At 32.7% G+C, this 25,958-nt stretch carries 27 protein-coding genes; 8 read left to right on the top strand and 19 right to left on the bottom strand.

All coding sequences use genetic code 11. The features are described from left to right. Window positions 1–3 precede the first annotated feature (3 nt). The 3 genes from K7G76_RS02965 to K7G76_RS02955 are packed head-to-tail and all read right to left on the bottom strand — an operon-like array spanning window position 4 to window position 2,764. Window positions 4–1,587 (bottom strand): aldehyde dehydrogenase (NADP(+)), encoded by a 1,584-nt coding sequence (locus K7G76_RS02965; RefSeq protein ID WP_223032715.1) that lies wholly within the window; start codon window positions 1,585–1,587, stop codon window positions 4–6. Continuing rightward, on the bottom strand, window positions 1,584–1,850 hold the full coding sequence (locus K7G76_RS02960; RefSeq protein ID WP_223032714.1) for a DUF1272 domain-containing protein: 267 nt from the start codon (window positions 1,848–1,850) through the stop codon (window positions 1,584–1,586). The genes K7G76_RS02965 and K7G76_RS02960 overlap by 4 nt, the downstream gene beginning before the upstream one ends. After that, entirely contained in the window at window positions 1,850–2,764 is a 915-nt protein-coding gene (locus K7G76_RS02955; protein ID WP_223032713.1) for a dihydrodipicolinate synthase family protein, read from the bottom strand. The genes K7G76_RS02960 and K7G76_RS02955 overlap by 1 nt, the downstream gene beginning before the upstream one ends. A gap of 131 nt (window positions 2,765–2,895) precedes the next feature. Between K7G76_RS02955 and K7G76_RS02950 the strand changes: the two genes are divergently transcribed. Beyond that, window positions 2,896–3,738: an AraC family transcriptional regulator gene (locus K7G76_RS02950; protein WP_223032712.1), complete on the top strand. Its 843-nt coding sequence runs from the start codon at window positions 2,896–2,898 to the stop codon at window positions 3,736–3,738. Continuing rightward, window positions 3,738–3,887: a hypothetical protein gene (locus K7G76_RS02945; protein WP_223032711.1), complete on the top strand. Its 150-nt coding sequence runs from the start codon at window positions 3,738–3,740 to the stop codon at window positions 3,885–3,887. Before K7G76_RS02950 ends, K7G76_RS02945 begins: the two co-directional genes overlap by 1 nt. 4 nt (window positions 3,888–3,891) lie before the next feature. Here the strand turns inward: K7G76_RS02945 and K7G76_RS02940 are convergent, their stop codons facing one another. From K7G76_RS02940 to K7G76_RS02915, 6 genes are all read right to left on the bottom strand, one after another. Beyond that, window positions 3,892–4,470 carry a PhnA domain-containing protein gene (locus K7G76_RS02940; protein ID WP_223032710.1) on the bottom strand — a complete coding sequence of 193 codons (579 nt, stop codon included), beginning with the start codon at window positions 4,468–4,470 and terminating at the stop codon, window positions 3,892–3,894. Window positions 4,471–4,501: 31 nt separating this feature from the next. Beyond that, window positions 4,502–4,864 (bottom strand): MmcQ/YjbR family DNA-binding protein, encoded by a 363-nt coding sequence (locus K7G76_RS02935; protein WP_223032709.1) that lies wholly within the window; start codon window positions 4,862–4,864, stop codon window positions 4,502–4,504. After that, window positions 4,864–5,613 carry a cyclase family protein gene (locus K7G76_RS02930; protein ID WP_223032708.1) on the bottom strand — a complete coding sequence of 250 codons (750 nt, stop codon included), beginning with the start codon at window positions 5,611–5,613 and terminating at the stop codon, window positions 4,864–4,866. Before K7G76_RS02930 ends, K7G76_RS02935 begins: the two co-directional genes overlap by 1 nt. Next, on the bottom strand, window positions 5,613–6,773 hold the full coding sequence (hemW, locus tag K7G76_RS02925; protein ID WP_223032707.1) for a radical SAM family heme chaperone HemW: 1,161 nt from the start codon (window positions 6,771–6,773) through the stop codon (window positions 5,613–5,615). The genes K7G76_RS02930 and hemW overlap by 1 nt, the downstream gene beginning before the upstream one ends. A gap of 457 nt (window positions 6,774–7,230) precedes the next feature. Next, window positions 7,231–7,785, bottom strand: coding sequence for a crossover junction endodeoxyribonuclease RuvC (gene ruvC, locus K7G76_RS02920; RefSeq protein WP_223032706.1), 555 nt, complete (start codon window positions 7,783–7,785; stop codon window positions 7,231–7,233). After that, on the bottom strand, window positions 7,785–8,420 hold the full coding sequence (locus K7G76_RS02915) for a cell envelope biogenesis protein OmpA (protein ID WP_223032705.1): 636 nt from the start codon (window positions 8,418–8,420) through the stop codon (window positions 7,785–7,787). Before K7G76_RS02915 ends, ruvC begins: the two co-directional genes overlap by 1 nt. Before the next feature lie 50 nt (window positions 8,421–8,470). Here K7G76_RS02915 and K7G76_RS02910 point away from each other — a divergent pair, with 50 nt between their 5' ends. The 4 genes from K7G76_RS02910 (at window position 8,471) to K7G76_RS02895 (ending at window position 12,230) form a co-directional block, all read left to right on the top strand. Continuing rightward, a complete protein-coding gene (locus K7G76_RS02910; protein WP_223032704.1) occupies window positions 8,471–9,436 on the top strand; it encodes a lysylphosphatidylglycerol synthase domain-containing protein in 966 nt (321 codons plus the stop codon). Beyond that, a complete protein-coding gene (locus K7G76_RS02905; protein WP_255572906.1) occupies window positions 9,433–10,560 on the top strand; it encodes a glycosyltransferase in 1,128 nt (375 codons plus the stop codon). Before K7G76_RS02910 ends, K7G76_RS02905 begins: the two co-directional genes overlap by 4 nt. A 62-nt stretch (window positions 10,561–10,622) precedes the next feature. Then, entirely contained in the window at window positions 10,623–11,498 is an 876-nt protein-coding gene (locus K7G76_RS02900) for a hypothetical protein (RefSeq protein ID WP_223032703.1), read from the top strand. Beyond that, complete coding sequence (locus K7G76_RS02895; RefSeq protein WP_223032702.1) at window positions 11,499–12,230, top strand: Bax inhibitor-1/YccA family protein; 732 nt, start codon at window positions 11,499–11,501, stop codon at window positions 12,228–12,230. Here K7G76_RS02895 and K7G76_RS02890 read toward each other — a convergent pair. The 4 genes from K7G76_RS02890 to K7G76_RS02875 all read right to left on the bottom strand — a co-directional run bounded on the left by K7G76_RS02890 (window position 12,227) and on the right by K7G76_RS02875 (window position 15,656). After that, window positions 12,227–12,703 carry a hypothetical protein gene (locus K7G76_RS02890; RefSeq protein ID WP_223032701.1) on the bottom strand — a complete coding sequence of 159 codons (477 nt, stop codon included), beginning with the start codon at window positions 12,701–12,703 and terminating at the stop codon, window positions 12,227–12,229. The genes K7G76_RS02895 and K7G76_RS02890 overlap by 4 nt on opposite strands. A 250-nt stretch (window positions 12,704–12,953) precedes the next feature. Continuing rightward, window positions 12,954–13,877, bottom strand: coding sequence for a tetratricopeptide repeat protein (locus K7G76_RS02885; RefSeq protein ID WP_255572905.1), 924 nt, complete (start codon window positions 13,875–13,877; stop codon window positions 12,954–12,956). Then, the gene (locus K7G76_RS02880) at window positions 13,870–15,294 is read right to left on the bottom strand and encodes a M56 family metallopeptidase (RefSeq protein WP_223032700.1); all 1,425 of its coding nucleotides are present in this window, start codon (window positions 15,292–15,294) and stop codon (window positions 13,870–13,872) included. Before K7G76_RS02880 ends, K7G76_RS02885 begins: the two co-directional genes overlap by 8 nt. Next, complete coding sequence (locus K7G76_RS02875) at window positions 15,291–15,656, bottom strand: BlaI/MecI/CopY family transcriptional regulator (protein ID WP_223032699.1); 366 nt, start codon at window positions 15,654–15,656, stop codon at window positions 15,291–15,293. The genes K7G76_RS02880 and K7G76_RS02875 overlap by 4 nt, the downstream gene beginning before the upstream one ends. Window positions 15,657–15,799: 143 nt before the next feature. On the opposite strand from K7G76_RS02875, the gene K7G76_RS02870 reads away from it, so the two are divergent. Further along, window positions 15,800–16,309, top strand: coding sequence for a DUF456 domain-containing protein (locus K7G76_RS02870; RefSeq protein WP_223032698.1), 510 nt, complete (start codon window positions 15,800–15,802; stop codon window positions 16,307–16,309). 259 nt (window positions 16,310–16,568) lie between these two features. Here the strand turns inward: K7G76_RS02870 and K7G76_RS02865 are convergent, their stop codons facing one another. The 4 genes from K7G76_RS02865 to K7G76_RS02850 all read right to left on the bottom strand — a co-directional run bounded on the left by K7G76_RS02865 (window position 16,569) and on the right by K7G76_RS02850 (window position 20,162). Continuing rightward, complete coding sequence (locus tag K7G76_RS02865; protein ID WP_223032697.1) at window positions 16,569–17,243, bottom strand: response regulator; 675 nt, start codon at window positions 17,241–17,243, stop codon at window positions 16,569–16,571. 20 nt (window positions 17,244–17,263) lie between these two features. Further along, window positions 17,264–19,288 (bottom strand): tetratricopeptide repeat-containing sensor histidine kinase, encoded by a 2,025-nt coding sequence (locus K7G76_RS02860; RefSeq protein WP_223032696.1) that lies wholly within the window; start codon window positions 19,286–19,288, stop codon window positions 17,264–17,266. Between the two features lie 120 nt (window positions 19,289–19,408). After that, window positions 19,409–19,594 (bottom strand): hypothetical protein, encoded by a 186-nt coding sequence (locus tag K7G76_RS02855; RefSeq protein ID WP_223032695.1) that lies wholly within the window; start codon window positions 19,592–19,594, stop codon window positions 19,409–19,411. A 424-nt stretch (window positions 19,595–20,018) separates the two neighbouring features. After that, window positions 20,019–20,162: a DUF5679 domain-containing protein gene (locus K7G76_RS02850; protein WP_223032694.1), complete on the bottom strand. Its 144-nt coding sequence runs from the start codon at window positions 20,160–20,162 to the stop codon at window positions 20,019–20,021. Between the two features lie 153 nt (window positions 20,163–20,315). Here K7G76_RS02850 and K7G76_RS02845 point away from each other — a divergent pair, with 153 nt between their 5' ends. Continuing rightward, on the top strand, window positions 20,316–21,191 hold the full coding sequence (locus tag K7G76_RS02845; protein WP_223032693.1) for a helix-turn-helix domain-containing protein: 876 nt from the start codon (window positions 20,316–20,318) through the stop codon (window positions 21,189–21,191). A gap of 130 nt (window positions 21,192–21,321) precedes the next feature. Here the strand turns inward: K7G76_RS02845 and K7G76_RS02840 are convergent, their stop codons facing one another. Further along, window positions 21,322–25,116 carry a T9SS type B sorting domain-containing protein gene (locus tag K7G76_RS02840; RefSeq protein ID WP_223032692.1) on the bottom strand — a complete coding sequence of 1,265 codons (3,795 nt, stop codon included), beginning with the start codon at window positions 25,114–25,116 and terminating at the stop codon, window positions 21,322–21,324. A 16-nt stretch (window positions 25,117–25,132) separates the two neighbouring features. Continuing rightward, a complete protein-coding gene (locus K7G76_RS02835; RefSeq protein WP_223032691.1) occupies window positions 25,133–25,936 on the bottom strand; it encodes a hypothetical protein in 804 nt (267 codons plus the stop codon). Window positions 25,937–25,958: the final 22 nt, after the last annotated feature.

Here is a 25,958-nt window from a genome sequence, read left to right as displayed (position 1 = left end):
ATATTATATTTTTTCGGAAGTTTGTTTACCGTTCACCAACCTTATAATTCCTAAAGGATTCTCATTCTTTAGTTCTTCTGGCAATAACGCGTTTGGCCAATCTTGAAAGCTAAATGGTCTGACCCAACGTTTTATAGAATGTATGCCAACTGCCGTAAACCGACTATCGGTTGATGCTGGATATGGCCCACCATGAGTCATGGACGGACAAACCTCAACACCCGTTGGTACACCATTATAGATTAAACGTCCAACACGATTCTGTAATGCCGAAACAATTTTGGAATACTTTAAAGCCTCTTCATTTTCAGCGATTAAAGTTCCTGTTAACTGTCCTTCCAATTTCGTGATAATTTGCTCCAATTGATTCGCATCTTCACATTGCACAACTATAGAATAAGGTCCAAAAACCTCTTGATGAAGTGTTGGGTTATTTAAAAATATCTCCCCTTTAACTGTCGTAACAGTTTGTCTTGCGTAATTTGTTTTTACATCAGAATCATAATCAGCAACTACTGATATATTTTGCTGTGTAATGGCTTTTTGTTTGTTATTCTCATAGGCATCAATAATGTTGGGATGCAACATACAAGACGGTTCAATTTTCACAATTTCATTAGATAAATTTTGAATAAAAGCAGATAACTCCTCACCTTTAATACCTAAAATTAATCCTGGATTCGTACAAAACTGACCTGTTCCCAACGTAATGGAACTCGCATAAGTTTTTGCCAAACTTTCGTTTCTATTTTGTAAAGCTTCAGGCAACATAACAACTGGATTAATACTTCCCATTTCGGCAAAAACAGGAATAGGTTCATCACGTTGTGCTGCCAAATCATATAATGCTCTTCCTCCTCTTATACTACCTGTAAACCCAACCGCCTTAACTCCATGATGTTTAACCAATTGTTCTCCAACTTCAATACCGCTACTGTTTAAGTTTGAAAATATGCCTTTGGGCATTCCTGTTTTTTGAGCTGCTTTTACAATAGCTGAAGCTACTAGCTCACCTGTCCCGGCATGCATGGGATGTGATTTTACAATCACGGGACAACCAGCCGTTAATGCTGCAGCAGTATCACCACCTGCTGTTGAATAAGCCAACGGAAAATTACTGGCTCCAAAAACTACTACTGGCCCTAAAGGAATGGACATTTTTCTCAAATTAGGTTTTGGTGCTGGCTCTCTATCTGGAATGGCAGTATCAATAGAGGCTTCAACCCAAGAGCCTTCAGCAACTAATTCGGCAAAGCTTCGCAGTTGTCCAATCGTCCTTCCACGTTCGCCTTTTGCTCTGCCTTCAGGTAATCCCGTTTCGGAACAATAGGTTTTTATCAACTCATCATCAAGGTCTAAAATTTCATCTGCTATGGTATTTAAAAACACTGCTTTTTGTTTTCCAGAATATGTTCTATAAGTTTTAAACGCTTCGATTGCTAAATCAACCGCATTATTTATTTCCTCTGATGTTGCTTCAGTATAAATATGCTCATTTTCAATATTTAATAGTGGGTTGAATGTTTTGTAAGTTTTATTTCCTCTGGATGACAAATTATTTCCTATATAGTTTTTTCCTGTAATCATCTTTTCTTTATTTTTTCAAGGTGTTGTTCTAAATCAACAGGCATATAAATAACCTTTTTAGACACTGGATATTTTTTTAATAGATATTGTGGTCGAATTGGCCGTTTTTCAAAACCACCACCACAATTTGGGCAAATTTTGTGTAGTACATTCTCAACACAATCCCTACAAAACGTACATTCAAATGTACAAATCATAGCCTCTTCAGAATCAAATGCTAAATCTTTATTACAATTTTCACAAGTAGGTCTAATATCTAACATTATAAATTTTTATAATTGGGTAAAGTGGGCCTAGTCCTCAAACCTTTAGCTATAACAGCTAATACATGTTTTCGTTCTTCCCCTTCGAGAATTAGCCTAGGCGCTCTAACAATTTCAGTACCAATACCTGTAGCCACTTCGGCCAGTTTAATATTCTGCACTAATTTAGGGTTAATATCTAACTCTAACAATGGTAAAAACCAACGGTAAATTTCTAAAGCTTCTTGAATTCTTCCAGCTTTTTGAAGTTCATAAATAGCAACTGTTTCTTCAGGGAATGCACAAACTAATCCAGCAATCCAACCATCTGCTCCCATTAACAAGCTTTCAAGACCCAATGTATCAACACCTGTCATGATTTTTAGTCGGTCGCCAAATCTGTTTTTTATTCTCGTAACATTTGAAATATCTCGCGTGGATTCTTTGACAGCTTCTATGTTGTTGCATTTAAGTAGTTCATCAAACATGTCTAATGTCACTTCTACTTTATAATCAACAGGATTATTGTAAACCATAATAGGTAGCGACGTACTATTGGCAACTGTTTTAAAATATTCAACCGTTTCCCTATCCCCAGATTTATAACGCATTGGCGGTAGCATCATCAGGCCTTTAGCTCCATCCTCTTCTGCTTTTTGGGCTGCATTAATGGCTGCTTTTGTGGATTGCTCGGCTATGTTGATTAAAACGGGAACACTATCTTTTACAAAATCTACTGTAAATTTGGTTAGTTCACGTTTTTCTTCATTCAATAAGGTACTGGCTTCGCCAAGCGTTCCGCCTAAAACGATACCGTGAACGCCTGCGTTAAGTTGCGCTTTTATATTAACCGAAAACATCTCAAAATCCAACGCGTCATTTTCAGTAAATTTAGTTGTTACAGCAGGCATAACGCCCTTCCATTGAATACTCATAATCTATTTATTTTGTATCTGTAAAATTACTTCACAGTCTCTATTAATATTAATAGGCATTTATCCTATTTAGATACTAAATTATCCATATATTTACTTAAATAGTATTTATTGAATAGTATTTTATCACTATGAAAGTTCTACCATTTAAAATACCAAAGCCGCAAAACGAAGCTTTTGTTTTTCAAGTAGATCGGGAAATGGCCTTTTATGATAAGTTACACCAACATGAAGAGATTCAAATTAGTTATATTGTTTCTGGCGAAGGCTCTTTAGTTATTGGTGATACCATCAACCATTATAAAAGTGGTGACATTTTGGTTATTGATGGTAATTTACCTCATGTTTTCAAAAGCGATTATACCGGAAAAGAGTCATATATGTTGTCTCTTTTTTTTACCAAAGATTCCTTTGGACCATCATTTTTTCAATTACCTGAAATGCTTGAGTTAAAACCTTTTTTTAAGCGTTGCAAACATGGCTTCAAGGTAACAAGCAAACAAAAATCAATTCGGGATATATTTTTAAGTATAGAGCAAGCATCAAAGTTGAAACAGTTTATGGGCTTAATGGAAATTTTAAAATTAGCTTCAAGTTGTTCCTATTCTAGTTTATCTTCATTTGTATATAACAGAGCCTATACAGATAACGAAGGTGAACGCATGCGGAATGTTATTGAATACACCTTAAAAAATTATAAAAACATTATTGATTTAAACACGATTTCTGAAGTGGCAAATATGACCAAAAATGCCTTTTGTAAGTATTTTAAAAAACGAACCAACAAAACCTACATTCAATTTTTAAACGATATTAGAATTGAACACGCTACTAAACTACTACAAACCAGCAGTGATTTGTCCATTGCAGAAATTGCCGAACTATCGGGTTTTAACAATATATCTAATTTTAACCGCCAATTTAAATCCATTAAAAGAATGAATCCCTCACAAATTAAAAAACTTCAAAACTAATGTCAGCTAAAACACAATATACTTTAATGATACTAGCTGCAATCATCACAATATATGGTTTGATAACAGGTAAGTTTTTATTTCTGCTATTCATGATTCCGTTTGGCTTTTCGTTTTTAAGGAAGAAGAACGACGAAGACAAAGAATAATTTATTAAGTCTTTTTTACGTATTTGGTGATGATTACAATTTGCTGCCCATCAACCTTACCTTCAATATATTCAGCATTTTCATGGTCCAAGCGGATGTTTCTAACAGCTGTTCCCTGTTTGGCAACCATACTGGAACCTTTTACTTTTAAGTCTTTAACCAAAACAACCGAATCACCATTCTCCAGTATAACGCCATTGATATCTCTATGAATAATTTTTTCAGATTCGTCTTTATCTTCTCCTGTTGCACGAGCCAAAGCCAAAGCTTCATCATCTAAATACATCATATCCAACAAATCCTTAGGCCAACCTTCATTACGAAGTCGTTGCAACATGCGCCAAGCCATAATCTGTACTGCCACATGTTCAGTCCACATACTATCATTTAAACAGCGCCAATGGTTAGGATCCATTTCGGTATCTCCATTTATTTGATCTAGACATGTTTTGCATACTAAAACATCATTGGCAACATTCTCATTTAACGATGGCGGAATGGTATATTGATATAAATCATGCGTTGAAGTACAGAGTTCGCAGGTGTTATTGCTTCTATCTTGAAGCATTTGTAAGACGCTCATAGTTTCAATTTATTTTTACAAAAATACTATTTTACTGAAAGGTATCACGCACTTTTTTTGGCAAAGATTTTACTATCAAATCATACGAATCATCAATCATTTGCTTGACAAAAGATATCCCTAAATCACCTTTAAAAAGTCTAACAGTGTTCCAATGCTTTTTACTCATGTGATACCCTGGTTCAACACTTTCATATTGCTCTCGTAGTTCCAAAGCATATTCTGGATCGCACTTCAAATTAACAGCTGGCTCACCTTTTTCCCATGTATCCAAACCAGTAAGAAGAAACATCTTTCCAGCAACTTTAAACACTAATACGTTATCATCAAAAGGGAAATGCTCAGTTACTTGTTGTTTGGAGAGGCAGTAGTTGCGTAATTGTTCAATATTCATTAGTCCTCAATTTTATACAGAATGGGTTTGCTTGGTGTTGCATCATTTTCAAAAGGCGCTATTTGTAAGTTTAAAAAATAAGTTCCATCTTCAATCTTGTTTGAAACATAAATAAACTCTGTAATGGTACAATCCTTTCTTAAATTTCCATTGTAATTCCAAAATGCCTTATGGCCTTTTAGCTCTCCATCATCCTTTTCCTTATCCACGCTTGGCAAATCAACCAGCAAATGCTTGATGCCCATTTTTACCAAAAACTGAATAGCTTCCTCTTTAAAATAGACCCAATTCGTATTAGAGTATTGTTTCGATTTTTTCTCTTTGGTATTGGGTATAGTTCTAATTATAATAGCATCTCGTTTTTTATTGCCAAAAGCGAATTGCAACTGTTTTTTTGAGATTACAAAATCATCATTAATCAATTCTGGGGCTACAGTTACCAATTCGGCTAAAAAGAAAAACTGCTTAAGGTTTTTATTTACCGAATATACCGTTTCGGTTATATGCCCAACACATTCTGTATGGGTTCCATGTGCATGCGGGTTAAACTGAATATTATTAAAATTTACACTCGCCCCTTTTTCTACACTAGCAATCCAATCGCCATCTTGAACCGGTTCTATTTTAGGTTCGTCAATATACCAGGCATTTACATTGGATTTTGATGCTTTAAGTGGGATAGAAATATCCAATGGTTTAGATAAGTCTATTTTATATTTTCTTGAATTGGTTTCAATGGTTGCTATCATTATAAATTAAGTTTAAATAGGTCAGACGCAATTCCGTCAGTTAAAAATTTGCCATTTGCTGTAACTAAAAGTGTATCATCATTAAGATACAACAATTGTTGGTCAATATAACGTTCGGCTTGTTTTAATAAATACTTTTTATATGAAATTCCAAATTCTGCTTCAACTTTTGTTAATGACACGCCCCAAATAGTTCGTAAACCGGTCATAATATATTCGTTATAACAATCGGTTGTTGTTAAATTTTCCCACTCAATAGGAAGTTGATTCTTTTGCAAAGCTTTAATATACTTGGCGTTGTTTCTAACATTCCAACCACGTTGTTGTCCATTGAATGAATGTGCCGATGGGCCAATACCCAAATAGTGTTTACCTTGCCAATAGGCTGTATTGTTTTTGCTAAAATAATTAGGTTTACCAAAGTTTGAGAGTTCATAATGAACAAATCCTTCGGACTCTAACTTTCCAACCAACAACTGAAATTGTTCTTGAGCCATTTCATCATCCACATCCTCAACAATTCCTTTTTTAATAAAACTTTCTAAAGTGGTTTTAGGTTCAACGGTTAACGCATAGCACGAGATATGCGGAACACCATAAGACAATGCCATTTCTATATTTTCAAGCCATTGTTGATTACTGGCATTCGGAATACCGTAAATTAAGTCTATTGAAATATTATCAAAATGACTTGTAGCCATAGACAAACATTCTTTTGCTTCTTGTACATTATGAGCGCGATTCATCAATTTTAAATCCTGTTCAAAAAACGATTGTATACCTATGCTAAAGCGGTTTATACCTATCTCTTTATAGCTTTCAAAAAGACCTCTCGACTCCGCTCGAGGTGACAAGTCACTTTGAATTAAATCATCAGGATTTGCCTCTAAAGTTATTTCAGGGTTTTCAACGACCTGGTAATTATTGTAGACCGAATTAATAATTTGTTGTAACTCTTCATTAGTCAACAAACTGGGTGTGCCGCCACCAAAATAAATGGTTTCTACAACTTGGTTTTGTAATTCTTCTTTTCTTAAAAACAATTCATTTTGCAAAGCTGAAACCATGTCAACTTTCTTTTTTAAAGACGTTGAAAAATGAAAATCGCAGTAATGACAAGCTTGCTTACAAAAGGGAATGTGAATATAGATACCAAGCATGATTAAAATTTTTTGTAGAATTTAAATGAACAAAAAATCAGAAACAAGAACAGAAGAATCAATGAAACTAAATTTTTATCTACGTTTTCATCTTTATACAGAAAAATATCTTGTTCTGAATTAGTCGCAAGAAAAATTTTATCACCAGGATTGAGAGTATTACAATACTTATCTTTTAACCTCTTGGAGTACATTTTATTATTATGATAAAATCTAAAGTATGCATGTAATGATTTATTGCTCGTATTGCAAGAGACTGGAACATCAATAATAATTACCTCAACAAAATTTTCATCATTAAGAATTCTATACTTATCAAAATTAAGTTTGATTAAATATCCAACTCCTAAAGAGGCTATAATCGTTATTATTAAAAAAATTCTATTTAACATGAGAAAAAACAGATTCCTACCTTCATTTCGACAAGCTCAATGTGACACGCAGGAATGATATATAATTACTTTTTAACCCGATCTTCATTCTGCTTAACAAAACTAGCCCAACCTGAATAACTTTTACCAACAGTCACACGACCTTGGTTGTAGAAATGACACACTGCAGCAGCCAGACCATCGGTGGCATCCAAGTTTTTTGGCAACTCTTTTAATTGCAACAAACTTTGTAGCATTTTAGCCACTTGCTCCTTACTGGCATTTCCATTTCCAGTAATAGCCATTTTAATTTTTTTAGGTGAGTATTCCGTAATAGGTACTTCACGAGACAAACCTGCAGCCATAGCCACACCCTGCGCACGACCTAACTTGAGCATACTTTGTACATTTTTCCCAAAAAAAGGTGCTTCAATAGCAATCTCGTCTGGGTGATGGGTTTCAATAAGTTCAATGGTGCGTTCAAAAATAAGTTTGAGTTTTAAATAATGATCATCATACTTTTTTAGGTCTAACTCATTAAGTTGCATAAAGGACATGGTTTTGCCAACAACTTTAATGAGTCCGAAACCCATGATTGTTGTACCAGGATCAATTCCTAAAATAATTTTTTCTTTACTCATTAATCGCAATAATAGCAGCCACTCAAGGATACCGACAAACCTATAGTAGCTGTAAATAAGTTTCCGTTAAATGATCCATATCCATCAGAAATCGAATCAAAATCTCCACTTATGCCATAAATATATGAGGTATCCAAATACACCGAAAACGTTCTTGAAACGGTATAATGAAACTCAATTCCTGCCATGACATTTAAGTATGAAAGCTTGTTGTCTTGGTATGTCAATGGCTTTACAAATGTCATTCCGGGTCCTGCATGACCAACAATTCCAATATTTTCTGGCAAAAACGTAAAAACCGATGTTGCATCGTAGACAAACTGAGCATTAATTCTAGTGTAATTAATCTTGAAATAAGGTGAACTGGATGCATTCTCTATTCGATTATAACCAAAATCTAATTTTACCCCGTATTGTGGTTTAAACATACGTTGAGCGCCTAAATTAATTGTTGGAAAGTTAACTGAATTCCCTTCAAAACCAGAAACAAACCCTGAAGCATTTGGCATATTAACACCAAAAGCAATTTGAGCTTTCCATTTACTAGCTTCACTTTGGCCAAACATAGTAGCGGTAGAGAAAAGTAAAATAAACAGTAGACTATAAAATCTATAATTTACAAAAGCTGTCTTCATGTGACTTTATTGTTTTATTTTGTACAAATTAAAATCTACGACTCAATTACATGTTTGGAGCCATTCCTTACAAAACTAAACAATTCTATCTAGTACTTATCAAAATAAGTATTGTTGTTGGCGCTTTTTATTTTATTTACCACAAACTATCGTCCAATGAAAGCCTAAGCTTTTTAAATTTTGTTGATTATTTAAAAGAAAATCGTCGTTTTTCACTTAAAACCGTCAGTTTTTTAGTTTTTTTAAGCATTTTTAATTGGTTTTTTGAAATTTTGAAATGGCAAGTTTTGGCCTCTCACATCAAAAAGATCAGTTTTACTCAATCGTTAGAACAGAGTTTAGGATCTTTAACCGCTTCGTTGTTTACACCAAATCGTGTTGGTGAATATGGTGCCAAAATCATGTACTTTCAAAGTAAGTTTAGAAAAAAAATAGCCTTTTTAAACCTGTTGGGAAATGTGTTTCAGATGACTATAACTGTTACTTTGGGACTTATAGGATTAATCTTTTTTATTAAGAAATACGACCTTGACATCAACTACCTAAAAGTCGCTCGCTTTTCAGGCATTATTCTATTGTTTATTTTCTTCGGCTATTTAAGTACAAAACAAAATGTCATTAAAGTCCGTGGATTTTCATTGAAAAAGGTATTAGAATTTATAAAAATATTACCAACACAAATTTATTTTAAAGGCCTTTTGTTGGCACTTATTCGCTATCTGGCATTTTCATTTCAGTTCTATTGGTTACTTCATGTTTTTGGGGTTGATGTGTCTTATTTTAATGCTATGGTGGTTATTACAAGCATGTACCTATTAGCTTCTGTTATTCCTTCCATTTTTATTTTTGATGTTATTATAAAAGGCAGTGTAGCCGTTTACTTATTTGATATTGTTGGCGTTAACGAACTCACAACATTAAGTATTGTTACGATAATGTGGCTTTTGAATTTTGTTTTACCCAGTATTATTGGGTCAGGATTTGTTATTAAATTTAAACTTCCTGAAACCAAATGATTACAACAATTATTTTTATAATAATTACGATATATGTCCTTCTTATTGGAAGCTACATTTATGGGTTTGACAAAGTTCCTGATTTTATCATTTTAGATTCACCATCGCAAATAAAATTCACCATAATAATAGTTTTTAGAAATGAAGCTGACAATCTACCTGAATTAATCCAATCACTAAAGAACTTAAATTATTCTCGCACTCATTTTGAGGTTATTTTTGTTAATGACGACTCTGAAGACAGTTCTGTGGACATTATTAATAATCAAATAAATAAAATAGACTTTAATTTTCAGATTATCAACAGAGAAATTCTTTCTAAATCACCTAAAAAAGATGGCATACAAACAGCCCTTAAATTGGTAAATACAGATTGGGTTATAACTACTGATGCCGACTGTGTGGCCCCAAAGTATTGGTTAGACTTTTTTGATGTTTATATTCGACAAAATACACACAAACTTATTGCTGGCCCAGTTGGTTACAAAGTAGAAAATAATCTTTTAAGTCAATTTCAAACCCTAGATTTTATAAGCTTAATGGGAACAACCATAGGTAGTTTTGGGTTAAAAAAACCTTTTATGTCCAATGGAGCAAATTTAGCTTATAAAGTAGATTTATTTCATGAATTAAACGGATTTGATGGAAACTCACATATTGCAAGCGGTGACGATGTGTTTTTATTGCAAAAGGCCAGAAAAGCAAACCCTGAATACGTTGGGTTTCTTAAAAGCAACAAAGCTCTAGTACTAACAAAACCTTTACAGTCATTAAACGCCTTGACCAAACAACGTATTAGATGGGCTTCAAAATCCAGTGCTTACTCCAGTAGATTTGCCAAACTTACTGGATTGATAGTTTTAACGATGAATATGTTAGTGATTACAATCATTGGATTAGCTTTTGGGAATATTATTTCTTGGAACACATGCTTGTATATTTGGGTTATAAAATTGAGCATAGACTTTATTCTACTGTTTAAAACCATTCGGTTTTTAAATCAGGAAACTGTTATTAGAAGTTATTTTTGGAGCAGTATATGCCATCCATTTTTTATATGCTACGTTGCCATTTTATCCTCGTTTAAAGGATATGAATGGAAAAACCGGCAGTTTAAGAAATAACCATAAGAGCAATAGAATTCGCTATTTTTTTTTAGCTTTACAAGTAACCAAAATATTGTAATATGAGAAAGTTTCTCCTTCTAATAACTTTTATTACTTTTTCCCTTTCTGCTCAAGCGCAGCAAACCTACACCATTGGCGATGAAACTTTAGAATTGAAAACTGAAGTTGAAGGTAATCTTGATTTACTTTGGACCATAGATAATTCTCAATACCGGTATTTTGTGCGTACAAAAGATGGATCTATACAAGAGTTAGTAAATACTAAAAATCCTGATACACGTAAATATCAAGAAGAATACAAAGCAGTGTTATTCCACTTAACGTCTGAATACGGCCTGACAACAGATAAAGTAAATTTAACTTTATATAGTTTAAAGGAGTTTATAAATAAATACAATTCAACAACCGATTTGAATTATGATTATGAATCTCGTTCAAAACTACAATCACGATTAGGTGTTTTTGGCGGTATTACCAATCAACCTTTGGTTGACAATCCAGATAATAAAACTGCTCCATTTTTTGGAGCCGACTTTGAAGTATTTTCAAAAACCAAATTACAAAGACATGCTTTATTCTTTCAAGCCAGACACAGCTTACAAAGTGACGAATTCAAATATTCTTCAACCCAATTATCAATAGGATACCGTTTTCGATTTGTCAATCAAGCTACATTTAATTTTTATGGTAATTTAAAAATTGCAACATTTGATTTTATACATGCTGAATATGCTTTTGATGATCCAAGTTTAGGAAGCTATTCAGAAAACTCTTCTGCCTTGCAAGTACCATTTATTCTAGGGGTAGGTGCTGACATTAAAGTTACCAAAAACGGTTATATTATGCTTGCTTATCATGATATTTATGCTCTTTTTGTAGATAATGGTGGTAACTTCCCCATAGACTTTGCAATAGGCTTTAAACTTGATTTGTAAATGAATTTAGGAAAAACATCTAATCCTGCTTTCACAGATTATTTTTGGGATGGGGAGACTACCTCTAATAAGAAAATGTCTGTTCATGGTATACTAATTAAAACTTTTGCTTGTTTAGCAATAATTGCATTAATCACTGTCCTTATTTGGTATTATTACAGTAATGGCAACACTATAAAATGGTTTGTAACAGGCGGTATGTTAGGTGCCATAATTATAAGTATTGTAATTTCTGTTAGAAAAGATTGGGCGCCTGTTTTAGTTCCTATTTACGCTGTTGTAAAAGGTTGTTTTATCGGAGGTATTACAAGTTTCGCCAAGGCAAAATTTCCAGACTTACCATATCAGGCTATAGGTGTTACTGTTATTGCTTTTTTTGTCATGTTAACACTTTACCAAACACGCCTAATAGTTGTAACTAAAAAGCTGCGCAGTATCATCATTGTTGCCTGTTCCACAATTTTCCTGACTTATATAATTTCTTGGATATTGAGCTTTTTTGGAATTCGTTCCTTTCTTTGGGGAACATCATGGATAGCCATTGTGTTTAATATTTTGGCTGCAATTTTCGCATCTTTATCCTTGCTTTTAGACTTTGATTATATAGAAAGGCGCAAAAACAAGGCTCCTAAATCTAAAGAGTGGCTAGCTACTTGGGGACTTCTGGTTACCATTGTTTGGTTATACGTTGAGATATTGCGACTCATGCGCAAATTTTCAATAAAATTTTAATTGGCTTGAATTACAACAGGCAATACAAAGGCTGTTTTCACCTTTTGCCTACGTTTAATGGCTGGATAAATTTCAGGAAGTGAATCTAAGCTATTTTGCAATAACGCTTTAAGATTAGGGATTTCTTTTAAAGTCAGCGAATCGACATCCATTTCTACAACCGATAATTCGCCTCGTTCTGAAATTTGAAACTTTATTAATATGGTGTCTTTCAGATATTCTGATACAACAATGGTATCCGATTTTATGTTTTTGTATATAGCTTGTCTTAAAATATTTTGAAAACACAGTTTTTTGGCTTCTTCAGATTTTTCATTATCACAAGATGAAAATGTAGGATATATATCAACCTCGCTCCAATTAAATGTTTTTAGCTCTTCTTCCAAAATCTCTTCAGAAGATGTTTTTTTCACATCAAAGTAGTTGCATGATGTTACCATTGTAAAAAATAAAGCTAAAGCAATTTGTCTCATAATCAGTAATGAAACCGAAAAGTACAATTTTTTTAAATTTTAATCTTCATTCAAAAATTTTTCTTGTTTTAATTCTGTAATCCGTCTTTCAACCATAGGTATCATAGGACTTTTAGGATACGTACTCTTGTAAGTTTTATATAATTCAATCCGTGTATCAATGTCTTTGTAATATTTGTCCTTGGTATAAACAATATAAAAGGCTATTATTTGATCATTAGGTTTTTCCTGTAACGCTTTTCTATAGGCTTCAATAGCTTCTGGATATTTTTTTTTGAAAGTTTAGTACTCTTCCTAACCTGGAATATTCATAATCTAACGGTACATCATCAATGGCAATAGCTATTTTATAATATTGTTCTGCCAAAGTATAATTTTTCACATCCTCATATAACTGACCTAAAATAAACAAGTTAGTAGTGTTTTTAGGATCATACTTTAGAGCTATTAAAATATGTTCAATAGATTTTTCAGGTTGATAGGCTTCTGAATAACTAAAGCTTAATTTCTCATGAATGAACTGTGATGATTCACCCAATATTATTAGTTTTTCAAAATAAAAAATGGCCTCTTCATATTCGTGTTGCCAATAATAATTTTGTGCTTTTAAACTAATAAGCTCCAAATTATTTTCATACGTTTTTAATCCAAAATCCAAATAATAATCTACCGAGTCGTGCTTACGTTTCTGAAGCATATATTTAGCCACTTTATAAATAGCTTTTTGATGTTCAGAGTCTAACTGAAAACTCTTTTTATATTCAACAATTGATAATGAATCCTGTTGTGTTTCCAGAATTAAACCTAACTCATAATGATAATTGGGGTTTAATGAATCTATAACTATCAACTGATTGAAAACAGATGATGCTTTCTCAAATTTTTTAGTTTTAGATAGTAATTTAGCGTACTCATACTTAACTAAAATATTATCTGGATAAGCCTTAATACTATTTTCATAATACAATAAAGCTTGGTCATAATTACCAATAGCCTTGTAAGCTTTAGCCATTTTATGATACACTTCCTCTCTATTATTATACGTTTTGTAAGTTTCTATAGCTTTAGAATAGTTACCATTGGCAAACAAACTGTCTGCTACAATTAAAACCGAAGTTTGTGCTTCGGTTTTAAAACAAAATAAGATAAAAATGACTATTAAAAATCTATTCATGCACTTCAAACTTTATAGGCAAGTAATACGGTACACTTACTTTTTTCCCGTCATGTTCACCTGGAATCATGGTTGGCAACATACTGACTACGCGAACGGCTTCGGCTTCCAATTCAGGGGATAACGCTCTAGCTCTAATATCTTTAACATGACCATCTTTTCCTATTTTGAACATCACACGGACTTGTTGAACGCCTGAAAGATTAGATTGCTTGGCTAAATTGGTATTGAAATTCTTAATGATAAATTTGTTGATGGTTTTATTCATACAAGCCTTTCTTTCTTTTTCTGAAGTTTCCGTTTCACATCCCGGAAAAACTGGGACTTGGTCTATAACTGCAAAAGGTACTTCATTCAAACTTAAGCCTTCATTTGAATTACTTTCTCCAATCTGTTGAGCTTCACTACCTTTTTTAGCTTGAATCCACAGTCTCAATAACGCTTCCTGTTCTTCTTTTGTTAACCCCCCTTTCTCCTCCATACGCATTCTAATATCTTCTATCTTATCAGAAACAGTCATTTCTTGTTCAGTAATTTCTGTTGTTGATTCTTGCGAACAAGACACATAAACTAACATCCCTAAAACTATAGGGATTAATAAAGCAAATTTCAGCAATTGTTGTTTTTTGGATTTTGTTTTTTGTAACATAATAATGCGTTTTTTGATTAATGATTGTTTAAAAAATGGATTTATGAACGATACTACTTTAGTATCGAAAACCTGCGATAGTAGATTTTCATAATATTGTTTTTTGTCATGTTTTACGGCTTTTGAATCGGCGATAAATTCGTGCAAATCGGACATTCTATTTTGATACATATATACTAAAGGGTTGAACCAAAATACAATTCGCAAGGCTTCAAAAAACAGCAAATCCAGTGTGTGCTTATCCTTAATATGTGCTATTTCATGTTTTATAATTGATTCGCGTTCTTGGTCATTAATGTCTTCGCCCAAAAACACATAATTAAAAAATGAAAATGCAGCTGAACTGTTTAAGAGTTTAACAAAGTTGATATTGTTTTTTCTGACTTTGGGGCTCTTGTATATTAATTTCAGTATGTAGTTGACTCGATATGCAAAATAAAACAAGGCTAAAGCACTTCCAATAAGTAACAACACACTTAAATACCATGTAAAATTGTGAGAGGAATTAGAACCTTGTAAAACAACCTCATCTAAAACTATTGAGTTTTGAGCTTCTGAAACAAGTGTTGGAAAAGACAACACATACTCTTGAGGTACTACATTTTTAAAGCTTTCAACCTTTATAAATGGAATTACAATTGATAAAACTGCTGTGCCCAACAAATACACTCTATTCCAGTTAAAAAAAGTTTCCTTTTTTAAAAACACATCATAAACAACCAAAAAAAACAGCTGAAACGAAACTACCTGAATAATATATTGCATCATGATGTTTTGTCTTTATTAATTTCTTTTAAAACCGATTCCAACTCATTTAGGTTAATATCATTTTTCTTCATAAAAAACGACACCATACTCTTAAACGACCCTTGGAAATAATTATCTACTAATGTGTTTAAGCTTTGGTTGCTATAATCTTGCTTTTTTATTACAGGAAAGTACAAGTGTCCCTTGCCCTGTTTTTCATAATCTACAAAACCTTTGCTTTCTAATATTCTTATAATTGTAGAAACCGTATTATATGCAGGTTTAGGTTCAGGAAGCTTTTCAATAACCTGTTTTACATTGGCTTTGTCGAGCTGCCAAAGTATATGCATGATTTCTTCTTCAGCTTTAGTGAGTTGTTTCATTTTATGGATATATTTTTCAACACGTTATGTCAACGAATTTTTTAGTTCAATACAAATATAACTAAATATTTAGTTCAAACTAATTTTTTAGTTTAAAAATGTAACAATCTTTCCATATCTTCGACATACAATAAAAACTTAATATGGATATTTTACTCACACTCATTGGTTTTGTTTTTATGCTTGTTGGCATTATTGGTAGCTTTTTACCTATTTTGCCTGGACCTCCAATGAGTTGGATTGGCCTACTATTACTCTATTTAACCAAATCTGTAGAAAACAATTGGCTTTTTTTAAGTATTACGTTGGCTGTTGCTTTATTAGTTTTTGCTTTAGATTATATTATTCCAGCTATGGGCACTAAAAAGTTTGGTGGTAGTAAAGCGGGAATATTTGGCACAACTGTAGGATTGCTTGTTGCGATATTTTTTCCCATTTTAGGGCCAATTGGCATAGTGGTTTGGCCTTTTGTTGGCGCCCTAGTGGGAGAATTACTAAACAAAACCGAATCTAAAACTGCTGTTAAAGCTGCTTTCGGCTCGTTTTTAGGGTTTCTTACCGGAACATTTATTAAGTTTATTGTTGCTTGTGTTTATTTTGGTTTTTTTCTTTCAACTTTCTGGGAGCACAAGAGTTTAATATTTTCGTTTTAAAAAGAAGAAACCTCATGATTTTCAAATAAAAAACGAAAACCACGAGGTTTGTGTAAATGCTATTATCAACAAATTTTTTTGAGGGATTAATCAAATCTGTCGTTGATACTTCAAATATATGCCATCTCATTTAATTTTCGTTGCGGAAAAACCGTAAACTTGTTACGGAAAAACCGTAAAACCTAGAAAACATGATAGCTTAAAGACTTCTTTGTATGTGCGTAAAACTTAAATTTTAACAGTTTTCACTACCTATTAATTAAATAAATCCTTTTGAACGGGCTTCATCCAATAAGGTTTCGTCATTACCATCTTGTACATCAAATAACACTTTTAGATGCTTTTTGCGTTTTTCAATTGCACTCATAGACATATTAATATGGTCTTTCAAACTTTTTGTACGAACACCTTGAGACAAAAGGTACAAAATCTTTCTATCGACATCATCTAAATTGATATCGTTTGTTATAGACTTTCTTACAATACTATTTACAGTTCCGCTGTAAAAAGGCGGATTATTCAATACCGCTTGAAAGGCACTAGCCAATTCACTAGAAGTTAAATCGCTTTTGATAAGAAACCCTTCTGGATCGATATTTTTAATGATATTATGCACTCGATAGTTTTCATTAAACATCGTTAGCATAACAATTTTTGCTTCGGGCATAATATGTCTGGCATATTTGGCTAAATCTTCTCCTGAAGTAAACCTACCGTCTTCTGAAGGTGGTAAACTAATATCCATAAAAAGCACATCGTAAGGCCTTTCTAATTCAACAGCTTTTTTAAGGTATTTAACAGACTCATCACAATTATTTGCAATATCTATTTGTAAATCTTGCGATTCCTTTTTGGTTGCCAACAACGTGTTTTGATACCCTTCAATAATAATAGGGTGATCATCAGTCATTAATATGCGAATGGTTTCTTGCATAGTTATTAGGTTAATTAAGGTTAGATTGGGATTGTTATTAAGATACTTGTGCCTACATCTTTTTCAGAGGTTAATTGGACTTCGCCGCCAATTTCGCCAACTCTTGAATTCATGTTTTTAATACCAATACCTTTACGGGTTTTGTCCACATCAAATCCAGAGCCATTATCTGTAATGAGTAAGCAAATTACGTTATTTTTTAATTTAAAACTAATATCTACATGTGTTGCTTGGGCATGTTTATAGATATTCTGAAGGGATTCTTGTATAATTCTATAAATATGAATTTTTGTTTTATTGGGTAAGTCTTCCCATATAATATCATCATCAGTATTAATGGAGTAGTCCAATCCATAAGCCAAAGTTTGTGTTTCAACCAGTGTGGCTATAATATCTTCAAATCCAGATCCAGAAACAAAGTCGGTATTTAATTCATGAGAGACTTTTCTAATTTCCTGTTCAATATTTTTTAGTTCAACAATATAATTCTCTCTAGTTTTTATTGCCTCTGGTGTTGATACCATATTTAAACTGTCTAAACTTAATCGTGTGCCAAACAATCGCCCAAGTATACCATCATGCAGCTCTTCTGAAATACGTTTTTTCTCGATGGTACGTGCCTCATCTATTTTATCTTGCTGCGAAAGCATTAAGTTGTAAATTTCCTCGTTGGCTTCCTGTTGTTGCTGAATGAGCTTTAATTGTTTATTTCTGGCACGTTGCGAAATAATAATATAAAGTAAAATTAAAGTAACAATTAATATACCTGATAAGCCCAATAACCATAAACGCTCTCTGGAAATCCTCTCGTTTTCGCGCTCAATTTCATCGGTTTCAAACTCTATTCTTGCAAATTTATTTCTAATGGAACGCTCCTTATTTACAAGGCTATCATTAAGTTTAATATATTCATTTAAATATGTACTTGCATTATTATCTTTTTCAATATTTGACTTTAACTTCAGAGCATTTAATACCACATCATTTGTTGAAGTAGCTCTTCCCAAGCCATAAGAAATATTGGCATATTTTAAAGAGGAATCTAATTCCTTTTTATCTAAATAATATTCAGACATATTTAAAGCCACCGACATTATAGCGGCTTCATCTTGAATACTATCACTGATTTTATAAGCTCTGTTTAAATCTTTTAGTATGTTCTCTTCAGAAAATTTACCCATTAAATGTCTCAAAAGGGCATAATCCCCTAAAATTAAAGCATAGTTATTTAACTCTTGTTTCAATACAGATTCGTTTTGAAAAAGATTTTCATAAATCTCAAAGGCCTTATCATACTGCTTTAACTCTTTATAAATAAGCGCTATGTTACTATTAGAATAAAGCGTGTACAAAAAATTATCTTCTATTTTATCACTATAGCTTAATGCCTTATTGTGATATTCAATAGACTTGTCAAATTGTTTTAATTCATCTGAAGCAATTGCCACTAAATTATGAAGCGCCCATAAATTATCAAGTGTAGACTCATTTTGTGGTAATGCCTGATAGATTCTTATTGCTTCAAATGCATTACTTTCGCAACCAACATAATCTCGATCCTCAAATTGTAGATCAGCCATTTCGAAACGGGCTGCTGCAGCCCTTGCTTTTTCTCCTTGCGAGTAAAAGTATTTGGAAGCATTATAGTAATAATAATATGCGCTATCAGAACGATTATTATATCTATGATACCATCCAAGAACATTGGTAATATGTCCCAATGCCAAAGTATCATTTATTTTTTTTGCAAGTTTTAGATTTTCATGATTTAAATCAAATAGTGAGTCTACTGAAAATTCCTTTAAGTATAAAGTGGTGAGAAGTCTTTTTGCTTTTAATAATACAGAATCGCTTTTTTTAGTTTTAGCAATCTCAATTGCTTTTTTAACTTCAACAATCCTGAAAGAAAGTTCTTTACTTTCATTTTCGGCATTATCATAATGGTATTTAAAATCTGGATTGTTGTCTAAAGTTTCTTTTTTTTGGGGAAAAAGAAATATAGAATTTAATATAAAAACAACATAAAGAATATTCTTTCGGGACATACTTATAGATATGTCCTTCAAATTTATCAAAATTTATTAGAAGTAAACACCAATATTATAAATAACACCAAAACCCCTTAACAATTAAGAGGTTTGTTTATCTATATGTTATGGGATTCCTTATCCGTTTGAAGGGACTTCTCCTTTTCTTTTAACGTGTCTTTTGGTTGTAAAAGCAAAGTTAAAATCTTCTTGCTCTGTAACGTGTTCTTGAACAGGTTCGTTATTAATACCTCTTTCGATATTTAAGCCAGTTAAAGTCGTACAAAAAATTGCAGCTAATAAAGTAATTTTTAAGGTTTTCATGTTAGTTCATTTAGGGTTAAACAACAGTTTGCTATTAAATTTTATGTAATTAAAAATTAAAATGATTTTAAATTAAAAATCACTGTCGAGGGAAGATGGATTAATAACCTTGAATGAAACTTTATTGTTTCAAAAAACTAAAATTAACATGAGGGAATAGACAAAAAATTGTCTGAATGAATTAATTAACCTTAAATAAGCTGAATAATTCGATTTAGGGACTTATTTGAAGGACTGTAAATATAGGTTAGAATGTGAATGAAAAAATTAAAAACACGATTAAACGACAAAAATCATCGATGAAATACATGTTTAATTGAATTTTCTTACAAATGAATGGCGAAGTATTGGTATTGCAATGGAATAAAAAAATGCATAGCAAGCTAAAAATCAAACAATTGCTAGCTCGCCATGCTTTAAAGAATTAAGCTTTTCCCAAAATTCTAAACATTCCTGTTCCGCAAGTTGGGCACTTACCTTTCATGGCTTTTCTGCCATTTTTCATAGTAACCTCTGCAGCGTCTTTAATTTCTCGTTTAGATTTACACTTTACGCAATATCCTTCCATAATGTAATTAGTTATTAGTATTGTTAGACTATATATTCTCAAATTTAGTCATTAAAAACACTAATACCAAAAGAAAGTTTATTTGCCTTCACAATCCATTTTGCAACAATTATCTAGGTTAACTATATTTACAATAAGAATCTCAATCAGAAAATGAAAAAGTACAATAGTGTTGGCGAACTGTTTATGGACTATAGAACTTTTAATGGTCTATCCCAAGCAGATTTTGCTGCTAGTTTACATGTAGATTTAAGAACCATACAACGTTGGGAAAAAGATATAACTTTAATAAAACCCGAAAAGGAAGAAGATATTGTTTTAGCTACGTTAATGCCTTATCAGCTTATTCGCAATTTAAATGCTGCAGTTCCTATTCCAACATATTATAACTTTAAAACCCGAAAGTATTCACTCTCCCAACAATCTAATTCGTTTCCAAAAGTAGATTGGTATTTAGATCAAATAGATATTACATCAGATCGTTTAAGGACTATTGACCTTGATTTAGATTTTAAACATCTTGAGCAGTTTATCGATTCGCAAAAACGAGATGAAAACTATGTCAATAAAGAATTGATACGGGAAGCTGTCAGACTGTTGCCCGAATTGAATTATGTTTTTATTGGTAAATCGGGTTACTATGCTGGCCACTGTATTGTTTTACCCATATCTCCAAATACCCACATTAAGTTAAGAAACAAGGAAATTTCAAATAGAGATTTACGTGCGCATCATTTAGTTAATTATAAAAGTTTAGGGCAACCTATTTTTTATCGATTTGATATCACTGGTGACTGCAACGACACCGTTTTTTATATTATGTCAAAATTCTTTAGGTTTTTTAGAGATATTGAAAACAAAAATTACCTCATGTGCGGCTATACCGAACGCGATGACAATTATAATATAAACCAACAAATAGGGTTACGTGTCATTTGGGAAGATAAAGATTTACAAAACCGTTTACATTTAGATTATCCACCACGATTTTTTGAGGGGGATTTTAATAAATATCTCGAAAACCTTTAAGTTATCAGTTACCCAAAACAAAAATCTCCCCAACCTTCTAGACAGAAAAAAGGAAAGATTTCTGCACTTAACACTAAATTTAAAAACTGTTTTATTCTATTCCAAATAGAAAAAAATCAGTACGTAAAAACTATCTCTTTAGTGAAAAATGACCTCTATATTCTTTTCCATTCTGTCGTTTAAGAACAAACCAATAATCTGAATTGGGCATTATATTACCTTTAAATGACCCATCCCATCCAGTAGAATTAGGGTTTAATTGCTTTAAAAGCTTGCCATATCTATCATAGATGTAAACTATATTGCTTTGTTCTTTATTTGAATTATACAATTGCCAAGTGTCATTTGTCCCATCACCATTTGGTGTAAACACTTTAGGGTAATACAACAAATACACATCTTCAGTTACAATTCCACATCCATTCTTATCCCTTACAAAAACTGTATAATCATCTACATCCAAATAGCTGAACACATTTGAATCTTGATAATTTATACCATCCAAAGAATACTCATAGTCGCCAGCACCTTCGACCATCACTACAATTTGATTATTATTAGCAGACCAATCCTCTATTTCTATTTCAGTTATAGTTGCTATACCTGACTCCAGAACTGTAACTGTTTGACTGGTTTCACATCTTATCCCTCCATAAATATTTGTTGCTGTCACATCATAGGTTCCTGGTATATCCACAATGATTGACTGACTTGTATCTCCTGTTGACCATAAATATTCGTCATATCCCATATCAGCAATTAGTTCAACATTTGAGCCTTCACATATAGACCAAGTATCATCCATTGATAGCTGCGGTTGTTCAACAACTACAAAATTCACTATCGTTTCATCATAACAAATAGAACTTAATTCGTTTTCAACCCTAACAGTTACTATCTGGCTATCAGTAATAAAAGGGTTAGGTAAAGGGCTCGGCAGCTCATTTCCCATCTCGTCATAATATGAAACAATCATACCTGTTTGACCATTTAAGACTATAGATTCTATTGGTGAGGTATCAAATGCAAATTGTCCGTCATTATCATCATCACATTCTATAAAATCAGGTACAGTATGTGCAATTGCTGCTTCATCTACCGTGAACACAATCTGTGTTTCATCAAAACAAGCACCATTTGGGTCTAGAGACAAGCTGTTAATTACTGTTGCCCTAATAGTTTGAGAAGCCGTGACAAAAGGGTTGGGTAACGGGCTTGGTAGAGGGCTTCCATTTTCATCTGTATACCTAACAATTACATTACTTTGCCCATTAATTAATATTGATTCAACAGTTGAGGTATCAAATGCATACATTCCATCACCATCATCGTCACATTGTTCATCTAGATTAACAGAAAAAGCGGTTGGAATTGTTTCTACATGAAGTGTAACATGGTGCCCTAGTCCCAAACAATCGTTATCCACATCACTATCTACTCGCACAAAAATATCCTGGATAAATGGATAACCAATATTTTGGTAGTTGGCAATATCCAAAATTGGATTTACTTCCGATAACGCATCGGCTTGATTTCTATAGTAAGAAATAACCAATTGTTGCCCTGTTGGAAATAATGCTTCAACCTCGTAATTAACAGAAGTTAAATCAAAGGTCGCTACACCATCTGTAATATTATCACCATCATCACACTTATAAAAATCTCTCGAATAAGTTGATGGTATTTGTGTAGTAGAAACAAACAAGTTTACTTGAGAAACCCTGTGACAACCGTTACCATTTTCTATTCTTGCCCAGATAACATCTGAACTTATGCTTTCATTAACATATGTAAATGGGTTTATTATTGGACTATTTCCATCTTCTGCATCTAATGGTAACTCATAAAAAGTGACTGTATCACTTTCAGGGTTAATTGTAATTTCACTTATTACTTCATTAAGATTAAACATACTATACCCATCTAAATCATCATCACACTGACTTAAGCTTACAATTGAATTAACGACTGGCAACTCCAAAACTTCAATATCGAATTGGGTGACAGCATTACAATTGGTGTTTTGATTATTCACAATTTGTACGTAAATAGTTTCAAAGGTGTTGGTATTTTGATATGAAGAAGGGTTAGTTATTTGATTTGACAGCGCTAAATCAGTATAATAATTAACTGTGAATTCTGTAGCTGATTGTCCATTTAAAATAGAGGCTTCATTTTGAGTTAAATCAAATAAAATAATACCATCTTCACTTGTGCCATAACTAGAATTATCACATTCTCTTAAAATAGGTAAATTAGTATTTGGGTTAGGGGTCTCCTCAACTGAAACATCTATTATAGTCATATCCTCACAGCTCACATTATTACTGTTTCTGACACTTGCAATTATAGTTCTTGTTTCTAAAACAGATAAATCTAATAATGAGGAATTAATGGGATTATTATTATTGTAATTTGTCATACCATCAAAATAAACAACACTAAACACATCTAAACTTTGACCATTTAAGATATCAGAATTAAAGTCAGACAAGTCAATGGCCTCATGACCATCATAGTCATCATCACAAAACACTTGATTAGAAATAGAATAAGCAGTTGGAACATCATATATTCTAACCAATTTTGTTTCTGAAGTTGTTTCAGATCCAGAAGAAACTGTTAGGGTTACATTAAAATCACCTAGAGACAAAAAAGTATGGATTGGGTTCTCATCAGTAGACGTATTGCCATCACCAAAGTCCCATTCTAACGAATCATAATTATCAGGTAAATTAGAATTAAAAACAGTTGCTTCACCAAAACACAGGTTTTCATACTGAAAGCCAACATTAAAAAACGATTGCATAAATGGTGGTAAACCAGATTTAGCTATCCCTGTTCCCAAATCAATAACATCCAATTGAAAATCACACCCTAAACCAACCTCATCAGGATTATTGATTACACTTAAATGATGAACATCTGGGCTATCCTCTCTTCCGCTACGCGTAATATATATCTTTCCATCTGTGGCTAATTGTAGAGCTCCCCATGAGTTATTTTCAATCTCTTGAATCAATCTAACTATGTTTAATTGTATTTGAAAATCACTTGGTAATGTAAGATCATATTGAACAATACCACCATGACCAGAAACGTAAATAATTTCTCCAGATGGGGAAAACTCAACCCCATAAGAGGCACCTACACTTGATCCACCATAAAATATATTTCTTAAGTTACTCAATACTCCAGTGCTATTATCAAAATCAAAGACTTGTAGACCATTTAAGGATCTACCATATACGGTTGCCACTTTTGAACCATCACTTGAAAACTTCAAATATCCTGCATTCTCACCATACCCTGGTCCACCATAATCATTTCCAATTGATGTTATTACTGGAGTTTGAATCCCAGAATTAGTTACCAGATAAGCATAGAACTCTGCACTTCCATTTTTATGAGCTAAAACCCATATATCAACTCCGTTGGAATGCTTTACTGCTGAAAGTTTCTCCATTACAGGAGTTAATAACATAATGTTTTTATTACTGGTTACAGCACCTAACCCAGCATCCATTGTCATATCGACTTCAGAATATTGAAGTCCATTGGGTTGCCCTTGATAATCAACAGTAAAAATGTAATAGATATATGATGACCCTGGTTTAGGAATAATAATTGCAGATTGTGTACTAGAAGGGTGACCGTTTAAATCATTACCATTCAACATTAAAGCATGATTTCTATTATATACAGTAGTTCCATCTGTATAAAAAAGCAAATTTCCTATACCATCAGAAATTGTAGCACATCCCTCTTGTGTTATAAGTTGTCCATCTTCAAGAGCAACAGGAGTTCCGCTATTAAAATCCAACCCAGCATTCTGTCCAAAATACCAAATATTGGCTTCATTTTGTGCAAACCCAGCATTTAAAAATACACTAAATAAAATTACAAGTAGGTAACCGACTTTCATTGTTATATGTGAAAACTTACCACTCAACCCCTACTGTATACTCTAATTCAATATTTGATTCTTGAATAGTAATAGAATTTGGCTGTGAATTCATATAATCAACCAAAGGTATTTCACTTTCGAATGGTGGTCCCAGCATTAGATCTTGAACTACCCCATTATTATCTTCATCTGCAAAAGCAATATAAGTTGATAATTCTTCAACATTAATGAACAGATTTTCGTCCTGAATATCCCAATTAAGGTTATTTTCATTATCTCTAGTATCAGACCTGTACCACAACCAAGAACTTGTTGGAACAGAACCTCTAGTCCCTTGATATACATTTAAGGGAGGTTTTAATATTGCAAAAAACACATCTGCTAGATGGTTTGGGTTTGATGCTGGATATTCATCATCCCAAGTATTACCCATATCATAAAAAGAGCTTAATTGTACACTCTGTAAACGCACAGCATTCCCTTGTTCAACAGTAATATTTACAGTTCTATCCACAAAATCCCCATCGTTATTTTTAACCCTAAATATTATTGTTTTTTCTCCAAGTTCATCAAAACTAAAATACAAGTTTGCAGTACTACCAAAATTTGTGCTATAACTACTAGGAAATGTTACTCCTCCATCTTTAGAAAAGCTAATCTCCTTAATAGTCTCGTTTGCTCTTGCTGTAAGTGTTACAATCTCATCTACTTCAACCGTTTCTTTATCTTGTGTAACATTAACAGCTAATGTAGAAGGGTCAGAATCGATTATGTTATCCTCATCTGAAGAACTGCAGCCAATACATACTGCCAATAAAAAGATTAAAGCTATTCTCATAATATTAAATTTCATATTTTCT

Origin of the sequence: Hanstruepera marina (assembly GCF_019880635.1) — a bacterium.
In the GTDB taxonomy this organism is placed as follows: Bacteria; Bacteroidota; Bacteroidia; order Flavobacteriales; family Flavobacteriaceae; genus Hanstruepera; species Hanstruepera marina.
The sequence above is the reverse complement of the archived record's forward strand: the minus strand, read 5'-3'. Positions and strand labels throughout refer to the sequence as shown.

Coding starts and splice junctions, on each gene's coding strand:
- K7G76_RS02890 (WP_223032701.1), bottom strand. CDS start 12,703: ATGAGACAAATTGCTTTAGCTTTATTTTTTACAATGGTAACATCATGC.
- K7G76_RS02885 (WP_255572905.1), bottom strand. CDS start 13,877: ATGAATAGATTTTTAATAGTCATTTTTATCTTATTTTGTTTTAAAACC.
- K7G76_RS02930 (WP_223032708.1), bottom strand. CDS start 5,613: ATGATAGCAACCATTGAAACCAATTCAAGAAAATATAAAATAGACTTA.
- K7G76_RS02960 (WP_223032714.1), bottom strand. CDS start 1,850: ATGTTAGATATTAGACCTACTTGTGAAAATTGTAATAAAGATTTAGCA.
- K7G76_RS02935 (WP_223032709.1), bottom strand. CDS start 4,864: ATGAATATTGAACAATTACGCAACTACTGCCTCTCCAAACAACAAGTA.
- K7G76_RS02875 (WP_223032699.1), bottom strand. CDS start 15,656: ATGAAACAACTCACTAAAGCTGAAGAAGAAATCATGCATATACTTTGG.
- hemW (WP_223032707.1), bottom strand. CDS start 6,773: ATGCTTGGTATCTATATTCACATTCCCTTTTGTAAGCAAGCTTGTCAT.
- K7G76_RS02940 (WP_223032710.1), bottom strand. CDS start 4,470: ATGAGCGTCTTACAAATGCTTCAAGATAGAAGCAATAACACCTGCGAA.
- K7G76_RS02860 (WP_223032696.1), bottom strand. CDS start 19,288: ATGTCCCGAAAGAATATTCTTTATGTTGTTTTTATATTAAATTCTATA.
- ruvC (WP_223032706.1), bottom strand. CDS start 7,785: ATGAGTAAAGAAAAAATTATTTTAGGAATTGATCCTGGTACAACAATC.
- K7G76_RS02880 (WP_223032700.1), bottom strand. CDS start 15,294: ATGATGCAATATATTATTCAGGTAGTTTCGTTTCAGCTGTTTTTTTTG.
- K7G76_RS02915 (WP_223032705.1), bottom strand. CDS start 8,420: ATGAAGACAGCTTTTGTAAATTATAGATTTTATAGTCTACTGTTTATT.
- K7G76_RS02845 (WP_223032693.1), top strand. CDS start 20,316: ATGAAAAAGTACAATAGTGTTGGCGAACTGTTTATGGACTATAGAACT.
- K7G76_RS02900 (WP_223032703.1), top strand. CDS start 10,623: ATGAGAAAGTTTCTCCTTCTAATAACTTTTATTACTTTTTCCCTTTCT.
- K7G76_RS02855 (WP_223032695.1), bottom strand. CDS start 19,594: ATGAAAACCTTAAAAATTACTTTATTAGCTGCAATTTTTTGTACGACT.
- K7G76_RS02905 (WP_255572906.1), top strand. CDS start 9,433: ATGATTACAACAATTATTTTTATAATAATTACGATATATGTCCTTCTT.
- K7G76_RS02955 (WP_223032713.1), bottom strand. CDS start 2,764: ATGAGTATTCAATGGAAGGGCGTTATGCCTGCTGTAACAACTAAATTT.
- K7G76_RS02835 (WP_223032691.1), bottom strand. CDS start 25,936: ATGAGAATAGCTTTAATCTTTTTATTGGCAGTATGTATTGGCTGCAGT.
- K7G76_RS02910 (WP_223032704.1), top strand. CDS start 8,471: ATGTTTGGAGCCATTCCTTACAAAACTAAACAATTCTATCTAGTACTT.
- K7G76_RS02865 (WP_223032697.1), bottom strand. CDS start 17,243: ATGCAAGAAACCATTCGCATATTAATGACTGATGATCACCCTATTATT.
- K7G76_RS02895 (WP_223032702.1), top strand. CDS start 11,499: ATGAATTTAGGAAAAACATCTAATCCTGCTTTCACAGATTATTTTTGG.
- K7G76_RS02950 (WP_223032712.1), top strand. CDS start 2,896: ATGAAAGTTCTACCATTTAAAATACCAAAGCCGCAAAACGAAGCTTTT.
- K7G76_RS02870 (WP_223032698.1), top strand. CDS start 15,800: ATGGATATTTTACTCACACTCATTGGTTTTGTTTTTATGCTTGTTGGC.
- K7G76_RS02965 (WP_223032715.1), bottom strand. CDS start 1,587: ATGATTACAGGAAAAAACTATATAGGAAATAATTTGTCATCCAGAGGA.
- K7G76_RS02840 (WP_223032692.1), bottom strand. CDS start 25,116: ATGAAAGTCGGTTACCTACTTGTAATTTTATTTAGTGTATTTTTAAAT.
- K7G76_RS02850 (WP_223032694.1), bottom strand. CDS start 20,162: ATGGAAGGATATTGCGTAAAGTGTAAATCTAAACGAGAAATTAAAGAC.
- K7G76_RS02945 (WP_223032711.1), top strand. CDS start 3,738: ATGTCAGCTAAAACACAATATACTTTAATGATACTAGCTGCAATCATC.